This is a genomic window from Streptococcus australis ATCC 700641 (assembly GCF_000186465.1).
GTDB lineage: Bacteria > Bacillota > Bacilli > Lactobacillales > Streptococcaceae > Streptococcus > Streptococcus australis.
The window spans coordinates 578,778-599,423 of record NZ_GL636091.1; the positions used below are offsets into that span (position 1 = coordinate 578,778).

Genomic DNA, 20,646 nt, shown 5'->3' on the forward strand with positions numbered 1-20,646 from the left:
ATCCAAGTAACTTGACTGATGCGGAAAAAGCTAAGGTGGCGGACGAAGTTAAGAAAGCCAACCCTACAGCAAGCAAGGTAGAAGTTGGCAACGACGGTACTGCAACTATTACTTATCCAGATGGAACAACAGCAATCTTGACACCAAAACAAACAATTACAAAAGTTTCAGAAACGGGAAATAAGGGTAATAGTAACTCTAATTCAGATAACAATTCTGATAAGACATCGAATACTTTTGTTAAAGTTCCAGCCGAAAAAACTTTAGTTAAGGATCCATCGAATCTAACAGATGCAGAGCGTTCAGAAATTGTTTCTAAGATTAAACAAGTGAACCCAGGTGCAACAGTTAAGGTAGATCGTTATGGAAATGCTACTGTGGAATTAAACGGCAAGACTGTTGTAATTTCGTCAGAACAATTGATAGTTTCAGCTAAAGAAACGAATGGACAAGCTAGTCATCAAGGTCGTGTAGCAACTGATTCTTCTAAGAAGTCTGAATCTGGAAAACTTCCAAGTACAGGTGAAGAACAATCAGTGGCATCAATTGGCTTGGCAATTCTATCTGCTCTAACAGGTGGTCTACTTCTCTCAAAAAAACGCAAAGAAGAAGAGTAAATAACCTGATAGACTAGATGTATCTTTTTGAGAAATGAGGAAATCGTATGATTTTCCTCATTTTTCTTTTCTATCAACGTCCTTCATGTTTATCATCGTATTTTTTGTACCAAATAAGAATATAGTTTGACGAGTAGAATCTATTCAAGTAGGCAAGATAGCAACAATTCGAAGAAAATAGTCTGTCACAGAAATCTTTGATAAGTGGATTTTAACGTATTTTGATGGTGTTTGATATTCGTTATTATTTAGGATTAAAAAAATACGAATAGTAGTATAGGTGAGAAAAGTGATGGTATAATAGAAGAGATAGAAAAAATTTAGAATGAAAGAGGAATTATGATGACAAAAATTCGTGGATTTGAACTTGTATCAACCTATACCAATCAGGACTTGCTTCCAAAACGAGAGACAGCACACGCAGCTGGCTACGACTTAAAGGTGGCAGAGCGCACAGTGATTGGACCAGGAGAAATCGTCCTCGTCCCAACTGGGGTCAAGGCTTATATGCAAGCGGGTGAGGTGCTTTATCTTTATGATCGTTCTTCTAATCCTCGTAAAAAAGGTCTGGTCTTGATTAACTCAGTCGGTGTTATTGATGGAGACTACTATGGCAATCCAGGGAATGAAGGGCATATCTTTGCTCAGATGAAAAACATCACCGATCAAGAAGTTGTTCTTGAAGTCGGGGAACGTGTGGTTCAGGCTGTCTTTGCTCCTTTCTTAATTGCAGACGGAGATGAGGCAGATGGCGTGCGAACTGGTGGATTTGGATCGACAGGGCATTAAGATGAAGATTATCTTTGTACGTCATGGGGAGCCAGATTATAGTATGCTTGATAAACTTGAAAATCCGCGACTCTATAGTGGTTTTGGTCGTGATTTAGCACCATTGACAGAAAAAGGTCGCAGTCTGGCAAAAGAAGTTGCTAAAACTGCATGTTTTGGAAAGGCAGAGATTATTATTTCATCGTCTGTGACGAGGGCTTTAGAAACAGCCCATTATATAGCAGTTGAAACAGGATTGGACTTATTTGTGGAGCCGTTTTTTCATGAGTGGCGTCCAGACTTAGATGGTACTAACTCTGATTTAACTAGTGTATTGGTAGCTCATGAATATTATCTAAAACATCAAGGAGGTTTATCTGAAGATTCTCCTTGTCGCTATGAAACTGCTCTGGAGATGCGTCATCGTTTTTTAAGAACTTTGGAAAAATATAAAAATTATAAAACTATTATCATTGTAACTCACGGAATGCTCATGCGCCAATTTGTACCAAATGAGAAGATTGATTTTTGCCAAGTGATTGAATGTGAGATAGAGATGTAGAAAGAGGTTTATTATCGCAAAGAAAAAGGCGACATTTGTGTGTCAAAAATGTGAATATAATTCCCCCAAGTATTTAGGGCGCTGTCCAAACTGTGGGTCTTGGTCTTCTTTTGTTGAGGAGGTTGAGGTTGCAGAGGTCAAGAATGCTCGTGTGTCCTTGACGGGGGAGAAAAGACAGAAAGAAGAAATTTGCGACCGGCTTGCTACTTGTATCTTCTCGTATCTTTGAGAAGCGTCGGGCTTCTTGCTTTACTAATCCAGATTTAAAAGATTTTTTAGAGGGAAACGGTGCTAAAAGCATAGAGTTTATAGGGGTAGATGGCAATGGCTGTGTTAAGGCTTCCGTTTTGGCAGCTGTCAAGGAGAATTATCAGGTTTCTGTCGATTTGTCTGCTGTCGGAGTTGTCAACCAGAAGAAGTTCTCTAAAACACTGAAGCAGTGGCAAGATTGCGGAATAAAGATTGGATAGTTTTATGGGGATCTTAATATGAAAATTATTTTTATCCGTCACGGGGAGCCAAATTACCGTGAGTTAGAGGAGCGTTCCTATACGGGATTCGGGATAGATTTGGCACCCTTATCTGAGAAAGGAAGACAACAAGCTCAGGAACTTTGCAAAAATCCTTTGTTTGGCTCAGCTGATATCCTGGTGTCTTCTGCAGTGACGCGAGCTTTAGAAACGGCTTTTTATGTATCCTGTGCTACTGGCCTTCCTTTGAGGGTAGAGCCATTATTGCATGAATGGCAGGTTTATGAAACAGGTATAGAGAACTTTGAAACAGCTAGATGTCTGTTTTTAGAAAACAAGGGGGAGTTGCTCCCAAATTCTCCTGTTCAATATGAGACAGCTGTAGAGATGAAGTCTCGTTTTCTAGAATGCATGGCTAAGTATCGGAAACATCAAACTGTGGTAGTTGTAGCCCATCGCATGCTCATGCGTCAATTTGTACCGAATGAAACCATTGATTTTTGCCAAGTGATTGAGTGTGAGATAGAGATTTAGAAAGAGGTTTATCATCGCAAAGAAAAAAACGACATTTATTTGTCAAAATTGTGCCTACAATTCACCCAAATACCTAGGGCGCTGTCCTAACTGTGGTTCTTGGTCTTCTTTTGTCGAGGAAGTTGAGGTTGCAGAAGTTAAGAATGCCCGGGTGTCCTTGACAGGTGAAAAGACCAAACCCATGAAACTGGCGGATGTGACTTCCATCAATGTCCATCGTACTAAGACCGAGATGGAGGAATTCAACCGTGTACTTGGAGGCGGTGTCGTCCCAGGGAGTCTGGTCCTGATTGGTGGAGATCCAGGAATTGGGAAATCAACTCTTCTCTTACAAGTATCAACCCAGCTGTCTCAAGTAGGAACAGTTCTCTATGTCAGTGGCGAGGAGTCTGCCCAGCAGATCAAGTTACGGGCAGAGCGCTTGGGGGATATTGATAGTGAGTTTTATCTCTATGCTGAGACCAATATGCAAAGCGTGCGAGCCGAGGTGGAGCGCCTCCAGCCTAACTTCCTCATCATCGACTCTATTCAGACCATTATGTCTCCGGAGATTTCAGGGGTGCAGGGATCGGTTTCTCAGGTGCGGGAAGTGACGGCTGAGCTCATGCAACTGGCCAAAACCAATAACATCGCCATCTTCATCGTCGGCCATGTGACTAAGGAAGGAACCTTGGCGGGCCCGCGTATGTTGGAGCACATGGTGGATACGGTGCTCTACTTTGAAGGGGAACGCCACCATACCTTCCGGATCCTGAGAGCGGTCAAGAACCGCTTTGGCTCGACCAATGAGATTGGAATCTTTGAGATGCAATCAGGTGGGCTGGTCGAAGTCCTCAATCCCAGTCAGGTCTTTCTAGAAGAACGTTTGGATGGCGCTACTGGCTCTGCCATTGTCGTCACCATGGAAGGAAGCAGACCAATCTTGGCGGAAGTTCAGGCCTTGGTGACACCGACTGTATTTGGAAATGCCAAGCGGACGACAACGGGTCTGGACTTTAACCGGGTTAGTCTCATTATGGCCGTATTAGAGAAACGTTGCGGACTTCTTCTCCAAAATCAGGATGCCTATCTCAAGTCAGCTGGTGGTGTCAAACTGGACGAACCAGCCATTGACTTAGCCGTAGCGGTGGCCATTGCTTCTAGCTACAAGGATCTTCCAACCAATCCTCAAGAGGCCTTTATCGGTGAGATTGGCTTGACTGGGGAGATTCGTCGCGTGACTCGGATTGAGCAGCGGATTAACGAAGCGGCCAAACTTGGTTTCACTAAGATTTATGCGCCAAAAAATTCTCTCCAAGGGATCACGATCCCAAATGGCATTCAAGTGATAGCGGTCTCTACTGTAGGAGAAGTTTTGAAAAAAGTCTTTTCTTAACCATTTTTTGGAATCGTTTGCGAAATGGTTTTTCCTGTGCTATACTTTGTTTATACTTACTTAAAGATAGGGGTTAATTATCATGCAATTTTTTACAGATAACAATGTGCAGTTCCCTTTGGTCGAGCTATCTCTCAATCAAGGTGAGACTGTCTATATTCAGCGAGGGAGTATGGTCTACCATACACCTAATGTGACCCTCAACACCAAATTAAATGCCAGCGGCTCCGGTGTAGGACGCTTTGTAAAAGCAGTTGGACGGTCAATGGTTTCGGGTGAAAGTACTTTTATCACCCAGGTTTTTGCCCAGTCTAATAATGCTTACCTAGCCTTGGCGCCTGACTCACCAGGTCAGGTTGTACCACTGTATTTGGGTGAAAAGCAGTATCGATTGAACGATGGTGCCTTCCTTGCACTGGATGGTACAGCTTACTATACAATGGAAACCCAATCGATCGGTAAGGCTCTTTTTGGTGGTCAGGGTGGATTTTTCGTCATGACGACCCAAGGGCAAGGGACCCTCTTGGTGAATGCCTATGGCTCTATTAAAAAAATCGAGCTAAACAATCAAGAAATCACCATCGATAATGCCCATGTCGTTGCTTGGAGCCAGTCTTTGGATTATAATATTCATTTGGAAAATGGTTTCTGGCAATCTATCGGAACTGGTGAGGGAGTCGTCAATACCTTTAGAGGGACTGGTGAGATCTATGTTCAAAGTCTCAACCTTCAAACCTTTGCTGGCTTGCTAAATCGCTATTTACCAAAACGGTCTTAATACATAAAGGAGGCTGGGACAAAAGTCCTAGCCTCTCAATTGTCTTTGGATTGTCGAGCAAGACGCAGTGGTTGAGTGGGCTCTATTACGCTGATTTCATCAGCTTTTACAGCCCTACTCAACTGTGCGGAGGTGGAACGACGAAATCGAATTCTAACGAATTACCGATTTCTGTCCCACTCTCTTTTTCATGTAGGCTGACAACTGACAATCTGGGAAAAAGATGGTAAGATAGAGTGTAAATAATTTGGTGTTCAAACTATTTTACCAACCAGAAAGGAAGTTCCTATGTCCTATTTTGAGAATTTTTTAAAAGCCAATCAAGCCTATGTTGAATTGCATGGAGACCTTCATCTTCCCATCAAACCGAAAACGCAAGTGGCCATTGTGACCTGTATGGACTCTCGCCTTCACGTCGCACCAGCACTAGGTCTTGCTTTGGGGGATGCCCATATTTTGCGGAATGCAGGTGGGCGCGTGACAGAGGATATGATTCGTTCCTTGGTCATTTCCCAGCAACAGATGGGCACTCGAGAAATCGTGGTCTTGCACCACACAGACTGTGGAGCGCAAACCTTTGAGAATGAAGGATTCCGTCAGCATCTGAAGAAGGAACTGGGCGTTGATGTTGGAGACCAAGACTTTCTCCCCTTTCAAGATATCTACGATAGCGTCCGGGAGGATGTCGCACTTTTGAAAGCCTCGCCACTGATTCCAGACGACGTCGTTATCTCAGGAGCTGTCTATGATGTCGATACAGGATTGATCTTAGAAGTGGGTTAAAGGACAATGGTTAGATTGATAAAGAAGTAAATTACGCCGTATTTTACACGGAAATTTGCTTCTTTTTCTTGTTTTAAAAAAATGTATGATAGAGGAATTATACTGATACGGGATGTAAAAATATTTGAAAAAACAAATAAAAAAATAGCTTTTAGAGGGAAATATGTAACTATACAAAATTATAGTGCAACAATTTGACAGTGGCTGTCTATTTTTGATACTATAAGCTTTGTATCATGTTCATCATGAAATAACACATAGGAGATACAAATAAATGAAGGAAATGTTCAATAGACGCCAACGCTTTTCTTTACGAAAATATAGCGTGGGTGTTTGTTCTGTCTTGTTAGGGACAGCACTTTTTGTTGCAGGAGCTAAATCTGCATCAGCAGATGAAGCAACAGCAACATCTGAATCTGCAGAAACTGCGGCTTCAGAAGCACAACCTGCTGCAACAGAATCAAGTCAAGAAGAAGCAACAGCTTCTAAGGCCTATGGTGAAGGAGCACCAGTGCCAAAACTTGACCTATCTACTCCTGTTGCGACTTCTGAAACATCAGCTCCAGCGACTGAAAAAGCTGAAGTAGCTGAAAAACCAGTTACTACAGAGAACAAGGAAGCGAAAGCTGAGACAAAAAAAGAAGAAAAAGCTGAAACTGAAAAATCTGAGCAAGCTCCAAAAGCAACACCAACAGAAACAAGCAAACCTGTGGAGAAAAAAGAGTCAAGCTCTAAACCAGCCTCTACAACAGCAACTCGTGCTACAGCAAGTGAAAACTCAGAAGCAGCTGCAAGTGAAGCTTCAGCAGTAGTCCCTACTGCTATTTCAGTTTCTGTAAATCCAACAGCTCCGATCTCTGGTACGGAAGCAGCTCCGCAAGCAGATCGGGCAGCAAATATTGAGGCAACAGCGACTATCGCAACTGCCAATGTGGAACGTACAAATGCTGGAGCTTTGGCAACAAGTCGTCGCCGTAATCGTCGCGCCGCAACTGAAGAAATTGTATCTGGAGACCATAACTCTAACCCAATTGCTGTAACTACTTACCTAAAAGATGGTGAAGTTGCTACACCTAATATGACAGATTCAAATGGTGCAAGTGTTTATTCTCAAACTGCACCAGCTGGTTACTCAGCAAAAGAAGGAGATTGGTACACATACGCTATCTGGGATTTAACTAGATTCAATGAACGTTATGGTACAAAATACTATGCTCGTGCTTATAAGAGATTTGATGAATCTACAGATACAACTGTTGAATTACTAGATAAAACTACTGGTAATGTACTAGAAACTAGAACTATTACTTCATCTAGTGGTGTTCAAAAATTCACTACTACCACAGCTGCGTCTAATAGTCAATTAACCTTCCAAGTGGATTATAAAGCAGGTACTGCTGAAAAAGGTAAAACTACTCAACCATTTATTCAAAATGGGTATGAGGTTGGAAAGAGTATCACAGACTTAGTAGCTGCGGGGCACCAACTTACACCAGATGAGCAAAAACTTTATAATGATGTTTATAACGCTCGTACTACAACAGATGTTCTAAACGTTGTTGAACCAGCCTACAATGGCCGTACGATCACTGACTCAAATGCCAAAATCCCAGAAACAATTAATAAAACAACTTATTATAAAGTAGTTGATAAAAACAACCCAACATTCAACGCCAATAAAACAGATAAAACTGTTCAAGATTATAAGGAAAATGGTAATGAAGTAGACTTAGCTAGATATACTCTTAAAGCTGAAGAAGGACAACGTTTCACAGCATCTGGTGAGCGCCAATTTGATGGATATAAATTGTATCAAAGAGCTGATGCAAACGATAAATCAGGCTTTGTAAATCGTCCTTATACTATCGGTTCTAAATTTATGGATGCGGACCGATACGGTATCAAACGTATCAAAGAAGTTGTTGGAGAAGACGGTTCAGTAGTTATTCGTGTTTACTTACTAGATCCAAGACAACAAAGCAAGCGTTCTGACGGCTCTCTAAGTACAGATGGCTATATGTTGCTTGCAGAAACGAAACCTATTAAACCAGGTGAACATAATACACAAGAATTAGTTGTTAAAAAAACACCTCTTAATACAATTGCATTCACTGGTGCTGATGGTGTTAACCATCCAAATGGTGTTGAAGTTGAATTCGATTTCCAAAAAGCTTCAGGATATACGCCTAAGAAGACTGTATTTGTACCATTCTTAGGAGACGGGATTGGACACGGTTCAGCTAATGCACAATTAGAACGTGGAGTTGGTGGTATCGGTACAAACGTTGACTTGCTTAACACTTTGACTCCGTATAAACAGCCTATTTACTACTATGTAAAACAAGAACCAGTTGAAGTAACTCCAGAAGTTGAAAAACAACTTGAAGGACGTGTACTAGCAAACGGTGAGTTTACATTTAAACTGAAAGAGGTACAACCTGACAGCTCAGTTCCTTCATCTGTTCAAGCATATGAAGAAACTGTTACCAACAAAGCAGACGGTAAAGCTACATTCAGCAAATTAACATTTAACAAAGCGGGAACTTACACTTACACAATCACTGAGGTTAAAGGGGCAGATACAAACGTCGATTACGATGGTATGACAGTTAAGATGACTGTTACTGTAACTGAAAACGCTCAAGGTGAATTACAAGCTACAGTTAAATATAGTGGTACTGGTGGATTTGCTTCAAGTGCAGATGATAAAGTCTTCAACAACTACGTTGTAGCTCCAGTTAAGACAAAGTTTGACTTTAGCAAGGCTCTCGCAGGTCGTGAGTTGAAAGCCGGTGAATTTAGCTTCGTATTGAAAGATTCAACTGGTAAAGTTCTTCAAACTAAAACAAATACTAAAGAAGGTGTTGTAGCCTTTGATGATTTGACCTTTGATAACACACAAGTTGGTACACACAAATACACTGTAGAAGAAGTTGTCCCAGAAAATAAAGAAACTGGTATGACTTACGACACAATGAAGGCGGAAGTTACCATTACTGTTAAGAAGGAAGGTCATGTTCTTAAAGCAACAAACACACTTCCGTCAGATACAGAGTTCAACAATACCTTCACACCTGTTGCTACACAAGCTCAATTCAAGTTCACGAAGAAATTGGAAGGGAAAGAGCTTACGAAGGATGCCTTCACATTTGAATTGGTTGAAAATGGTAATGTCATCCAAACGAAGAAAAATGCGGCTGACGGAACTATCCAGTTTGACGCGATTTCTTACGATAACGAAGGATCTCATACATACACTGTACGTGAAGTAGCTGGAACAGATACAAATATCGACTACGATTCAATGAATGCAGTCGTAACAGTTAATGTAACGAAAGACGCTGCATCTGGTATCTTGACTGCTAATGTTACAATGCCTGAAGATACAGAGTTCAACAACTTTGCAGTAGCTCCAGTTAAGACTCGTTTCGACTTCAGCAAGGCTCTCGCAGGTCGTGAGTTGAAAGCCGGTGAATTTAGCTTCGTATTGAAAGATTCAACTGGTAAAGTTCTTCAAACTAAGACCAATACTAAAGCAGGTGTTGTAGCCTTTGATGACTTGACCTTTGACAATACACAAGTTGGTACTCACAAGTACACTGTAGAAGAAGTTATCCCAGAAAATAAAGAAGCTGGTATGACTTACGATACAATGAAAGCTGAAGTAACAATCACTGTTACTAAAGAAGGTCATGTTCTTAAAGCAACAAACACTCTTCCAGCAGATAAAGAGTTCAACAATACTTTCACACCTGCTGCAACACAAGCGCAATTCCGCTTCACAAAACGTTTGGAAGGTAAGACTCTTGAAGCCAATGCCTTCACATTCGAATTGCTTGAAAATGGCAATGTGATTCAAACCAAACAAAATGCGGCTGATGGTTCAATCCAATTCGATGCAATCCCATACGCCGCTGCAGGTACACATACTTACACTGTACGTGAAGTAGCTGGAACAGATACAAACATCGACTACGATTCAATGAATGCAGTCGTTACAGTGAATGTAACGAAAGATGCTGCATCTGGTATCTTGACTGCTAATGTTACAATGCCGGATGATACTGAGTTCAATAACTACCATGTAGCTCCAGTCGTTGCAAGATTTGACTTTACTAAGAAATTAGCTGGTCGTGAACTTAAAGATGGCGAATTTAGCTTTGTTCTTAAAGATTCAACTGGTCAAACTCTTGAAACAGTAACAAATAAAGCTGACGGAACTGTAACATTCTCTGAATTATCATTTGATAATACTAAAGTTGGAACTCATACTTATACAGTAGAAGAAGTTATTCCATCTACTAAAGAGCTTGGTATGACTTATGATACTATGAAAGCAACAGTCACAGTTGAAGTTGCTAAGAATGGTCATACTCTTACAACTGTAACAAACCTATCATCAACAGGTGGGGTAGATGCGAACGGTAACGTGACTGATGGAACAGCGGATAAAGAGTTCAACAACAAGATCACTCCTCCGGAAACACCTGAGTTCCAACCAGAAAAATTCGTCCTTAACAAAGAAAAATTTGACCTAACAGGTACAAAATTAATGGACGATGACGATGAGCTTCAGGATGAGTACACTGAAACAAACGCTAACCCATACGCAGATGGAACTTCAAACAACGAAGCAGAAAACATCAATACCAAGACTGTTGAACGTGGTGATAAATTAGTTTACCAAGTATGGTTAGATACTAAGAACTTCACAGACAAAAACAACATCCAATCTGTTGGTATCTCTGATACTTACGATGCAGATAAATTGACTGTTAACGCTGCTGACATTAAAGCATACGATAGCGTAACAGGAGTTGATGTAACATCTAAATTTGATATTACAGTAGCTAACGGAGTAATTACAGCTACATCTAAATCTTCTATGAACAAATCTTTAGGTGATGTTGATAACACTCAAGTGATCGACACAACTAAATTTGCATTTGGTCGCTACTACAAATTTGATATCCCAGCTACAGTTAAAGCGGATGTTCCTGGTGGGGTAGACATCGAAAATAAAGCGAACCAAATCGTTCACGTTTACAACCCAGTAAGCAAATCTGTTGAAACTCCAAACAAACCTACTCAAAAACGTGTAAACAGCGTTCCAGTTCAAGTAGAATTCAACTTTACTAAGAAATTAGAAGGTCGTGAATTGAAAGCTAACGAATTCAGCTTTGTACTTAAAGATTCAACAGGTAAAGTAGTTGAAACAGTTAAGAACGACGCTGATGGAAAAGTTAAATTCTCAGCTATCGAATTCAAGAAAGAACAAGCTGGTGTTCACAACTACACAGTTGAAGAAGTGGCTGGAACAGACGCAACCGTTACATACGATACTATGAAAGCGAATGTAACAGTAACTGTTTCTCACGACGGAACAGCTAAAGTTCTTGTGGCAACTGTTGGCGATATCGCTGATAAAGAGTTTAACAACCGTGTAACTCCTCCAGAAACTCCAGAATTCAATCCAGAAAAATATGTTCTGAACGAAAAAGAATTTGATTTAACTGGAACTTCATTATTAGATGATGATAAAGAGTTGGCAGACAAGGTCGCAGATACAAATGCGAACCCATATGCGGACGATGCATCTAATAACGAAGCAGCGAATATCAATACTAAATCAGTTAAACCAGGTCAAAAACTTGTTTACCAAGTATGGCTGGATACAACTAAATTTGACGCAGCTAACAAGAACAACATCCAATCAGTAGGAATCTCAGATGACTACGATGAGGCAAAAGTCGACGTTGAAGCTTCAGCTATTAAAGCATACGATGGTAAGACTGGTGCGGATGTGACAGCTAAATTCGATATCGTTGTTAACAATGGTGTGATTACTGCAACTCTTAAAGCTGGCTTCACTAAGTCACTTGGCGATGCAGAAAACACTCAAATCATTGACACAACTAAATTCGAATTCGGACGTTACTACAAGTTTGATATTCCAGCAACTGTTAAAGCGGATGTTAAAGGTGGAGTAGACATCGAAAATACTGCGGCTCAAGTAGTCAACTACTACAACCCAGTAAGCAAGACTGTTGAAAAACCAAACAAACCAACTGAAAAACGTGTAAACAGCGTTCCAGTACAAGTGGAATTCAACTTCACTAAACGTTTGGAAGGCCGTGAACTTAAAGCGAACGAATTCAGCTTCGTGCTTAAAGATTCAACAGGTAAGACTCTTGAAACTGTAAGCAATGATGCATCAGGTAACGTTAAGTTCAAAGCTCTTGAATTCAAGAAAGAACAAGCTGGTGTTCACAACTACACAGTTGAAGAAGTGGCTGGAACAGACGCAACCGTTACATACGACACCATGAAAGCGAATGTAACAGTAACTGTTTCACACGACGGAACAGCTAAAGTTCTTGTGGCAACTGTTGGCGATATCGCTGATAAAGAGTTCAACAACCGTGTCACTCCACCAGAAACTCCTGAGTTCAATCCAGAGAAATATATTCTTAATGAAGAGAAATTTGATATCACTGGAAATAAACTTCTTGATGATGATAAAGAGTTGACTGATAAAGTAGCTGATACCAACAAAGATCCATATGTGGACAAAGTTGATAATAATGAAAAGCAAAATATCAATACCCAAACACTCCATAAAGGTGATAAGGTTGTTTACCAAGTATGGTTGGATACAACTAAATTCACAGAAGCACATTATATTCAATCTGTTGGTATTACGGATAAATATGATAGCGAAAACTTGGATGTTAATGTGGCTGATATTAAAGCTTATGATTCAGTAACTGGTGAAGATGTAACAGCTAAGTTTGATATCTCAATTGTGAATGGTGTCATTACTGCTACATCTAAGGCTGACTTGACTAAGTCTCTTGGAGATGCAGAAAATACTCAAGTAATCGACACTGCTAAATTAGCATTTGGACGTTACTACAAGTTTGATATTCCAGCACGTATCAAGGGAACTGCTAAAGAAGGTGTAGATATTGAAAATACAGCTTCTCAAATTGTTCACCAATATGATCCAACTAAGAAATCAGTTGATAAACCAGAAAAACCAACTGAGAAACGTGTTGTTAATATCCCAGTGAAAGTTGAATTCAACTTCACGAAGAAATTGGAAGGTCGTGCGTTGAAAGCTGGTGAATTCAGCTTCGTATTGAAAGATAAAGATGGAAACGTGATTGAAACCGTAAGCAACGATGCTGAAGGTAAGATCAAGTTCTCAGCTCTTGAATTCAAACGTGGTCAAGAAGGTACTTATATCTATCACGTAGAAGAAGTGAAAGGTACAGAGGCTGGAGTTGAGTACGATAAGATGGTAGCGACTGTTGGAGTTACTGTAACCAAGGATGGTAAAGTGTTGACTCTTACTTCACAAATGCCTGAAGATACTGAGTTTAACAACAAGGTAATTCCACCGAAACCACCAGTAACACCACCAACACCACCGGTGACACCACCAACACCACCGGTAACACCACCAACACCACCGGTAACACCGCCAACACCACCGGTGACACCACCAACACCACCGGTGACACCGCCAACACCACCGGTGACACCGCCAGCACCAGAACTTCCTTCTACTGGTGAAGAACAATCAGCTTCTGCTGCATTGTTAGGCGCTGCTCTTGGTTTGGTTGGACTGGCTGGCCTTGCAAGACGCAAGAAAAACGAAGACTAAATTGAAAGCACAGGCGTCTTTCTAAGGGGTTTCTTAGAACAATTTAGACTTCATTATAAAAAGACTAGAATAAAATCACGTTCCTTAGATCAGAAAGCTGAATGAGAGCGTGATGGAAATGATTAGCTCTTTTGAGCAGTCGGGATTTTCCCGGCTGCTTTTTTGTATTGACAGGTGAATGGCTCCTGTTATCCAAATAGTTGAAGTTTTTCTTTTGAGAAACAAAGAATCCCTATTCCTATTTTCCTATTTAACAAACAGAAAAAGAGAACAAGATAATCCCAAATCATACGAGAAAAAAATGAGAATAGGTTGGTACTTAAATACTTATGTTTTCATAGTAAAGTTCTGTTATGGAAAAAGTCTTCTCTTAGATAGATAACTAGGCTTTGATATAGGTGGTGTCAGAAAAAATAGAAATTACTAATTCAAGCTATTAAGTGTTGGTAAAACAAAGGGGATATTCTAAAAAGTACAGAGAAATAGGCAAAAAAATTGTTAAAAAATACATGTTTAAAAAAGTGAACTCAAGGTGCAAAAACGAAAGAAACGCAAAAAAACGTTCGTATTTTTTGCAAAAAATGACGATATAAAGACAATATTACGATATATTTCGTGATATTTACGACAAAATGACATTTGAGAGTTTATTTTTGCTAAAATTATATTGGAGTAAAAATATATTTTAAAAAGGAGTTTTATGGACATGAAGGATATATTCAATCGACGCCAAAGGTTTTCCCTTCGGAAATATTCTATTGGCGTTTGTTCCGTATTGTTAGGAACAGCCTTGTTTGCAGCTGGTTCTCAGACGGTTTTGGCTGATGAAGTTGAAAATCCTGCTGACTCGACTTCAGATGTAATTTCTAGTGAGGCGACATCGGACAAAGAGATTGCTCTTTCAAAACCGGTCACAGGGGAATCGTCTGCCCCAACTTCGTACAATGTTGCAGCAATTGTACAACCTTCTGTAGCTACTGATTCGCAACATGAAGGTGATAAGGAAGCAGGGAAGGAAGCTACAGCTGAGCCAACTGAAACTGTATCTCGTGAAGCTACAGGTACAAGTGGTTTTCGTAATAGTGGTGAAGTAACTTCACGTGTGGTTTCAAACTGGAATGGTTTTGTTTCTGCATTGAATGATAATTCTATTCAGAATATCACCATTTCAGGAAACGTCGTAGCGACTGGAGACAATGGTAATACTGATAATGGTCGTGTGAATTCGGTTGATCGTACAGTTGCGATCAACTCACAAGGCCGTAATGTAGTTATCCAAGGTCGAAATGATCAAGCAAGCCTGGACCTCTTATCAAATAGCTTGAAATTTACAGGCTCAAGTGCTTGGAATCTGGTCTTCAAGAATCTTCAACTAGCTACTGGAAACTCAAAAGGGCCTATTGATCTTTCAGCAACAACTGGAGCCAATACTGTTACGTTTGAGAACGTGAAAAGCCAAGGTTCATCTCTTTACGGTGGTGGCGGGAATACCGACGTAATCGTAAAAGGCACAACTACCTCTACCGTTAGTGATAGTTATCGTGTAGCAAACGGTCAAACTCAGTATGTACAACGAAATGTTGGATCTGCGGGGCATTCAGTTTTACGTCGTGAAGCAAATATCCATGATGCAAAATCTATCACAGTTGCTGATGGGGCAAGCTTGACATTGAATCGCTCTTCACAGGGAGATGCTATCAACCTTGCGGGTGGCTCAACTGTTCGTGTTAATGATGGAGCAAGTCTCACAATTAATATGAATACGAATAATGGAACGGAAAGTGCCCGTTATCATAATGCTGGGATCTTCATGGAACATGGAGGAACGGTCGTAACTGGTAAAGATTCGAAACTGACTCTAAATACAAGCATTGGTCAGGCTATCTCACTTGGAATGGGACGTCCAGCAGATGGTTTAACACACCTAGATCGCTGGGGAGGCTACGGAACAGGTAATGCTTTCCGTCGAAATGGAAAGAGTAGTCTTACTATTGGAGAACATGCAAGCTTCAATTTCACTGGTCGTGATGGATTGATCTTCGGAAATAATGCAACCTTCACAACTGGTTCTAATTCTCGAGTTCGTTTTGAAAACAAAGGTCGAGGAACGGCAATTGATTTTGGTGATAACTCACGTGTTGTATTTGGTAAAAAATCAACCAATACCTTCCACTCTGTAGGAAAAGGTCCGAAGAGTGGTGGAGGCCCTTCTGGTAGTTACAATGCATATAACTATATCGGTCTGAACGAGAACGGTTCCATTTTAGTAGATGACTATGCGACCTTCCGCGTTCAAATGGACAACCGTGGAGCTAATCCATGGGATGATGTCATTAATTTAGATTCAAAACATGGTCGGAAAGATCAACCATTATTCCAAGCTAACAAAGGTTCAATTGTAGATGTTCGTGATGATAATACAGACTACTATGCTGAACTTATTTCTGTGCCACTTGGTTCAAGTACTAACGTAGTCTTCCAATTTAATAATCCTCTCTACGTTTCCTTAATGCGTTACACGAATTCTGAAGGACGTTCAGCTGGTGAAATTACAGGTAAGCTTCCGTTTGGAATTGCTCAAGGAAACAATCCAGAACAAATTGGACATGGTAATATTCTCTATATTTCTAACGGATCAAAGGTATCAGGAAATCACATTGAGTTCAATGGTCCAACTGGAACTCGTGTAAACCGAGGTGCTGGCACTTATACAGTCTATTCGCTTAACAAAGATGGTAGAGATGTTGTAAGTAAAAATAAAATGAGTTCCGTATGGACGGATATTCAAGGCGGGGCAATGAGTATCGCCGGATTCAAGCCTGGTGGAAAAGCAGAAATCAATCCAAGCTCTTCAACGTCTGTTCAGACAGGTTCTTCTTCAGGTGGCGTTCTTGCGACAGATAAGACATATGGTATTGATCCAGTTACAGCTAACCGTCAAAATATTTGGGTATCAAATGGAACAAGTATTAATCCGCATGCAACGCATACCAATACTATCCGTTATGTCTACGAAGACGGTACACCTGTTTTGGACGCTAATGGTAAGCCAAAAGTTGTTGTCCAATCCTCTGATTGGAAACGCCTCCTTGAAGTTGCAATTGACCAAGATCAATTCAAGAATGTGTTAAAAAATTCTAGCGTAGCAAATGGGGACGAATTCCTAGCAGCCTATGGCAAGACAGAATATGTTGTTCGCGATATTGATGGAGATGGCATTGGAGATACTGGTTGGAGGCTTGCAGGTACTAAGAACAGTAAAGCAACGTATGATACAGTTGTATCTCCTGAACTTCAGGGCTATAAAGCAGAAATTCTTTCATCCAACGTACCTGGTTTGGCAGTTGGAACAAAAGCTTCTCGTGTATCCGTGACCTTCAATCCTAGCGAAATTAAAGATGAGATTGTTATCTCTCAAGGTGGTCGTCGCACTGTTTCTGAAACGTATTGGCGTAATATTGTAGACAATGTTGAATTGACTAATTATGAGACTGTTGTTGTTTATAAACAAGATAAACAAAAAGCAAGTGTCAAATACGTTAACGTGACTTCAAATATTGAACTTGCGAAAGACGAGATGGAAGGACAGAGTGGTTCCCTTATCGATTATAGTACAGTTGATAGAATCACTACTTATAAGAAGGCTGGCTATAAGCTAATCGAAGATGGCTTTACAAATGCTACAGACAAACATTTTGATACGAATGTATCGGTTGATCAAGAGTTTGTAGTGACTCTTGAAGAACGGATTGAACCTGTTACTCCACAAGATCCAAAACCAGTACCTGGCATCCCTGTAACACCAGAAGATCCAGCGAACTGGCCAAAAGAAGTTAAGGATATGAAAGAGTTGGAGCGTACAGCAACTCAAACTATCCGCTTCAGAGAAGAAGAAAGTGGAAAAGAAGTCTTCAAGACAATCCTTCGTAAGATTACGTTTGAAAGAACAGCTTATGTAAACCTAGTGACAGGTAATATTACTTACTCTTCATGGAGAATTGGTAAAGTGGTAGACCAAGATGGGCCTGTCCAACCTGTTAATTCTAATACAGCTAATCGTGTCAATGTAGCACCGAATACTGGTGAAGTAAGAAGCTTGTCAGCAAGAGTGAGACGCTCAGTTTCTACTGAAACAACACCAGTAGCTGATCCAGCTACAGTAGTAGAGGAACCAAGTTCAGCACCTAAGGTTGAAGCGAAAGAAGAACGAATGCCGGTGGAACCAGCAGTTCGTACTGTTGAATCAAAACCAGTTGAAACTCCAAAGGTTCTTAAGATCCCAAAAGTTCAACCTGAGGCAGTTACTGTTGCAACTCGCAAAGCTTCCGCAACTTTAAATAAACGAGTGTACGGAGCAAAACCTGTTGTAACACGTGGTAGAAGCTCACGTCGACCACCAAAGATTTAGTAGAAAAATAAATTTGTTTTATGGTACAGTGTAGTTGTGCTTCTTTGAACAAGAATGAAGCACAGCTATACATTTGCCACTATTAAAAAAGGAGAAAAAATGAATTTTGATAGAAAACAACGATTTTCAATTCGTAAATATTCTGTTGGGGTAGCATCGGTCTTAATTGGATCTGTTTTAGCTGGAACAACGATTGCATCTGCGGATACAGAAGTTAAAGTGGATGATGCTACAAGTTCTTCAGCAACTCTTGTTTCAGAAGTGGCTAAAGAAGAATCTGAAACTACTGAAAGTTCTCAACCTTCTGTAACTTATTCTGCAAAACCTACCTTGTCATCAGCAAGCCTAAACTTAGCTGAAAATACTGAAAAAGCTGTCGCTACTGATTCAAAGACAGATGAAACTACTGCTCAGACTAAAGATGAAAAAGTAGAAGAAAGCAAAAAAGAAACTAAAGCGGAAGAAGTAAAAAAAGAAGATACAGTTGAAGTAGAAGAAGCTACTAAAGAATCAGAAAAATCTGAGGAAAAAACAAAATCTGAAGTTACAGAAGAAAAATCAAATGAAGCGACTACAGATTCTGTAAAAGATAAACTCACTATTGACAAAAAAGTTCCAGGTTTGAATTTAGAAAATGCAACCGACAACCCTAATGGAGGGTTTAATATTGAATTTTCTAAAGAAGCTCAAGAACAATATCGCACTTCTTTAGCAGCATACATTGCTAGACGACGCAACTACAGTAGAAGAGGAAGTTTCCGTGTAGCAGGAGATGGAACGTCAGAAGACCCAGATTATGAGTTTAAGAAGGTCATGACGCCGATCCTTCCTGGATATTATGCTGATAAAGCTAGTATTGAAGCCTTAGTTGTTGATCCAGACCATTTGGATGATTTTAACTTTGATGTATGGTACAAGAAACTCGGTTCAGTTGTATTGGTTGATGAGCAAGGTAACTATATTACACCATCTGGTGATGTAACATCAAGTCTTGATCAAGCCGCTCATAACCAGTATGCTAACGATCCATCGGATCCTACTCGTGCATGGTTTACGAAAGTCCCAACTGCTCCAACTGGTTGGGAAATCAAACCGGGGCAAGTTATTCATGGATACGATGAGGCACGTCAAACGGTCAATCCGAACCAAAAAGACGATTTAGATGCTATCGGTAGAGATACTAAAATTGTCGTTGTCAAACAAGTTCAAAAAGCGCTCATCAAGTATGTCAACGAAAAAGGTAATGTCGAATTGAGTCGCGATGAGGTCAATGGTAAATCAGGTGAAGCGATTGACTATAGCACAACTGATAAGATTGCAGCTTACAAACGCCAAGGTTATGAACTTGTTAGCGATGGCTTCTCAGATGCAGCCAACAAGAACTTTGACTTTGATGCAGCAGTTGACCAAGAGTTCACAGTTACCCTTCGTGAACGCATCGAACCAATCGATCCAGATAAACCAAAACCAAATCCAGATCAACCAGTAGATCCAAAAGACCCAGACACACCAAAATGGCCAGATCCAGTTAAGGATGTAGTCAATAAAGATGATGTGACTCGTACGGTTAAATATGTTTACGAAGATGGTTCAAAAGCGAAAGATGATGTGGTAGAAACACTTCACTTCAAACGCTTCACATATGTCAACTTGGTAACAGGTCACATTGATTACCGTGAATGGACTACAAATGATGACACCTTTGATGCAGTAACATCACCAGTGATCAAGGGCTACACAGCAGATAAATTGGTAGTACCAGCTAAAACTGGTGTGAAAGCAGGAACTGCAGATACTGTAGAAGTTGTAACATATGTGAAAGATGCTCAAAAAGCGATCATCAAGTATGTCAATGAAAAAGGTAATGTAGAATTGAGTCGCGATGAGGTCAATGGTAAATCAGGTGAAGCGATTGACTATAGCACAGCAGCTAAGATTTCAGCCTACAAACGCCAAGGGTATGAGTTGGTAAATGATGGCTTCACTAATTCTGTAAACAAGACCTTCGACTTTGATGCAGCAGTTGACCAAGAATTCACAGTTACCCTTCGCGAACGCATCGAACCAATCGATCCAGATAAACCAAAACCAAATCCAGATCAACCAGTTGATCCAAAAGACCCAGACACACCAAAATGGCCAGATCCAGTTAAGGATGTAGTCAATAAAGAAGATGTAACCCGTACAATTCATTATGTTTACGAAGATGGTTCAAAAGCGAAAGATGATGTAGCAGAAACACTCCGCTTCAAACGCTTTGCTTATGTCAACTTGGTAACAGGCCACATTGATTACCGTGAGTGGACTTCAACTGATACTACATTTGATTCTGTCTTGACTCCTCGTATTCAGGGATATACAGCTGACAAAGATATGGTTCCAGCTGTAACAGGAGTGGAAGCAACTTCGCCAGACTTTGAGGTGACAGTAACCTATGTACGTGATGCACAACGTGCTGTGATCAAATATGTGAATGAAAAAGGTCATGTCGAATTGAGCCGTGATGCAGTAGTAGGTAAATCAGGTGAAGCGATTGACTATAGCACAGCGGCTAAGATTTCAGCCTACAAACGCCAAGGTTATGAATTGGTAAGTGATGGTTTCACAAGTGCTTCAAACAAGAATTTCGACTTTGATGCAGCATTTGACCAGGAATTCACAGTAGTTCTCCGTGAACGCATC

Annotated in this window: 10 protein-coding genes and 3 pseudogenes; all 13 read left to right on the forward strand. The window is 40.5% G+C overall.

Annotated features, from left to right (window positions below; genetic code table 11):
- The coding region (locus tag HMPREF9421_RS02790) for a MiiA motif-containing surface protein (RefSeq protein ID WP_006595473.1) at nt 1-617 on the forward strand (617 nt) is incomplete at its 5' end.
- Nucleotides 618-959: 342 nt separating this feature from the next.
- Nucleotides 960-1,406 carry a dUTP diphosphatase gene (locus HMPREF9421_RS02795; protein ID WP_040803191.1) on the forward strand — a complete coding sequence of 149 codons (447 nt, stop codon included), beginning with the start codon at nt 960-962 and terminating at the stop codon, nt 1,404-1,406.
- A gap of 1 nt (nt 1,407) precedes the next feature.
- Complete coding sequence (locus HMPREF9421_RS02800; protein WP_006595475.1) at nt 1,408-1,947, forward strand: histidine phosphatase family protein; 540 nt, start codon at nt 1,408-1,410, stop codon at nt 1,945-1,947.
- A gap of 10 nt (nt 1,948-1,957) precedes the next feature.
- Nucleotides 1,958-2,119 (forward strand): annotated as a pseudogene (locus HMPREF9421_RS10620) (DNA repair protein RadA); the annotation flags it as partial.
- Nucleotides 2,115-2,417 (forward strand): annotated as a pseudogene (locus HMPREF9421_RS02805) (isochorismatase family protein); the annotation flags it as partial. The pseudogenes HMPREF9421_RS10620 and HMPREF9421_RS02805, both read left to right, overlap by 5 nt.
- 18 nt (nt 2,418-2,435) lie before the next feature.
- Nucleotides 2,436-2,951, forward strand: a complete 516-nt coding sequence (locus HMPREF9421_RS02810; RefSeq protein ID WP_006595477.1) for a histidine phosphatase family protein — start codon at nt 2,436-2,438, stop codon at nt 2,949-2,951.
- A gap of 13 nt (nt 2,952-2,964) precedes the next feature.
- Nucleotides 2,965-4,326: a DNA repair protein RadA gene (radA, locus tag HMPREF9421_RS02815; RefSeq protein ID WP_081453569.1), complete on the forward strand. Its 1,362-nt coding sequence runs from the start codon at nt 2,965-2,967 to the stop codon at nt 4,324-4,326.
- 82 nt (nt 4,327-4,408) lie between these two features.
- Entirely contained in the window at nt 4,409-5,104 is a 696-nt protein-coding gene (locus tag HMPREF9421_RS02820) for a TIGR00266 family protein (protein ID WP_006595479.1), read from the forward strand.
- Between the two features lie 288 nt (nt 5,105-5,392).
- Complete coding sequence (locus HMPREF9421_RS02825) at nt 5,393-5,887, forward strand: beta-class carbonic anhydrase (RefSeq protein ID WP_006595480.1); 495 nt, start codon at nt 5,393-5,395, stop codon at nt 5,885-5,887.
- A gap of 283 nt (nt 5,888-6,170) precedes the next feature.
- Nucleotides 6,171-6,266: pseudogene (locus HMPREF9421_RS11180) on the forward strand (YSIRK-type signal peptide-containing protein); the annotation flags it as partial.
- Between the two features lie 552 nt (nt 6,267-6,818).
- The gene (locus tag HMPREF9421_RS02830) at nt 6,819-13,556 is read left to right on the forward strand and encodes a Spy0128 family protein (RefSeq protein ID WP_478078781.1); all 6,738 of its coding nucleotides are present in this window, start codon (nt 6,819-6,821) and stop codon (nt 13,554-13,556) included.
- Nucleotides 13,557-14,262: 706 nt separating this feature from the next.
- Nucleotides 14,263-17,964, forward strand: coding sequence for a mucin-binding protein (locus HMPREF9421_RS02835; protein ID WP_006597298.1), 3,702 nt, complete (start codon nt 14,263-14,265; stop codon nt 17,962-17,964).
- A 99-nt stretch (nt 17,965-18,063) separates the two neighbouring features.
- On the forward strand, nt 18,064-20,646 hold a 2,583-nt coding region (locus HMPREF9421_RS10120; RefSeq protein ID WP_155814856.1), incomplete at its 3' end, for a mucin-binding protein.

Coding starts and splice junctions, on each gene's coding strand:
- HMPREF9421_RS02795 (WP_040803191.1), top strand. CDS start 960: ATGACAAAAATTCGTGGATTTGAACTTGTATCAACCTATACCAATCAG.
- HMPREF9421_RS02800 (WP_006595475.1), top strand. CDS start 1,408: ATGAAGATTATCTTTGTACGTCATGGGGAGCCAGATTATAGTATGCTT.
- HMPREF9421_RS02810 (WP_006595477.1), top strand. CDS start 2,436: ATGAAAATTATTTTTATCCGTCACGGGGAGCCAAATTACCGTGAGTTA.
- HMPREF9421_RS02820 (WP_006595479.1), top strand. CDS start 4,409: ATGCAATTTTTTACAGATAACAATGTGCAGTTCCCTTTGGTCGAGCTA.
- HMPREF9421_RS02825 (WP_006595480.1), top strand. CDS start 5,393: ATGTCCTATTTTGAGAATTTTTTAAAAGCCAATCAAGCCTATGTTGAA.
- HMPREF9421_RS02835 (WP_006597298.1), top strand. CDS start 14,263: ATGAAGGATATATTCAATCGACGCCAAAGGTTTTCCCTTCGGAAATAT.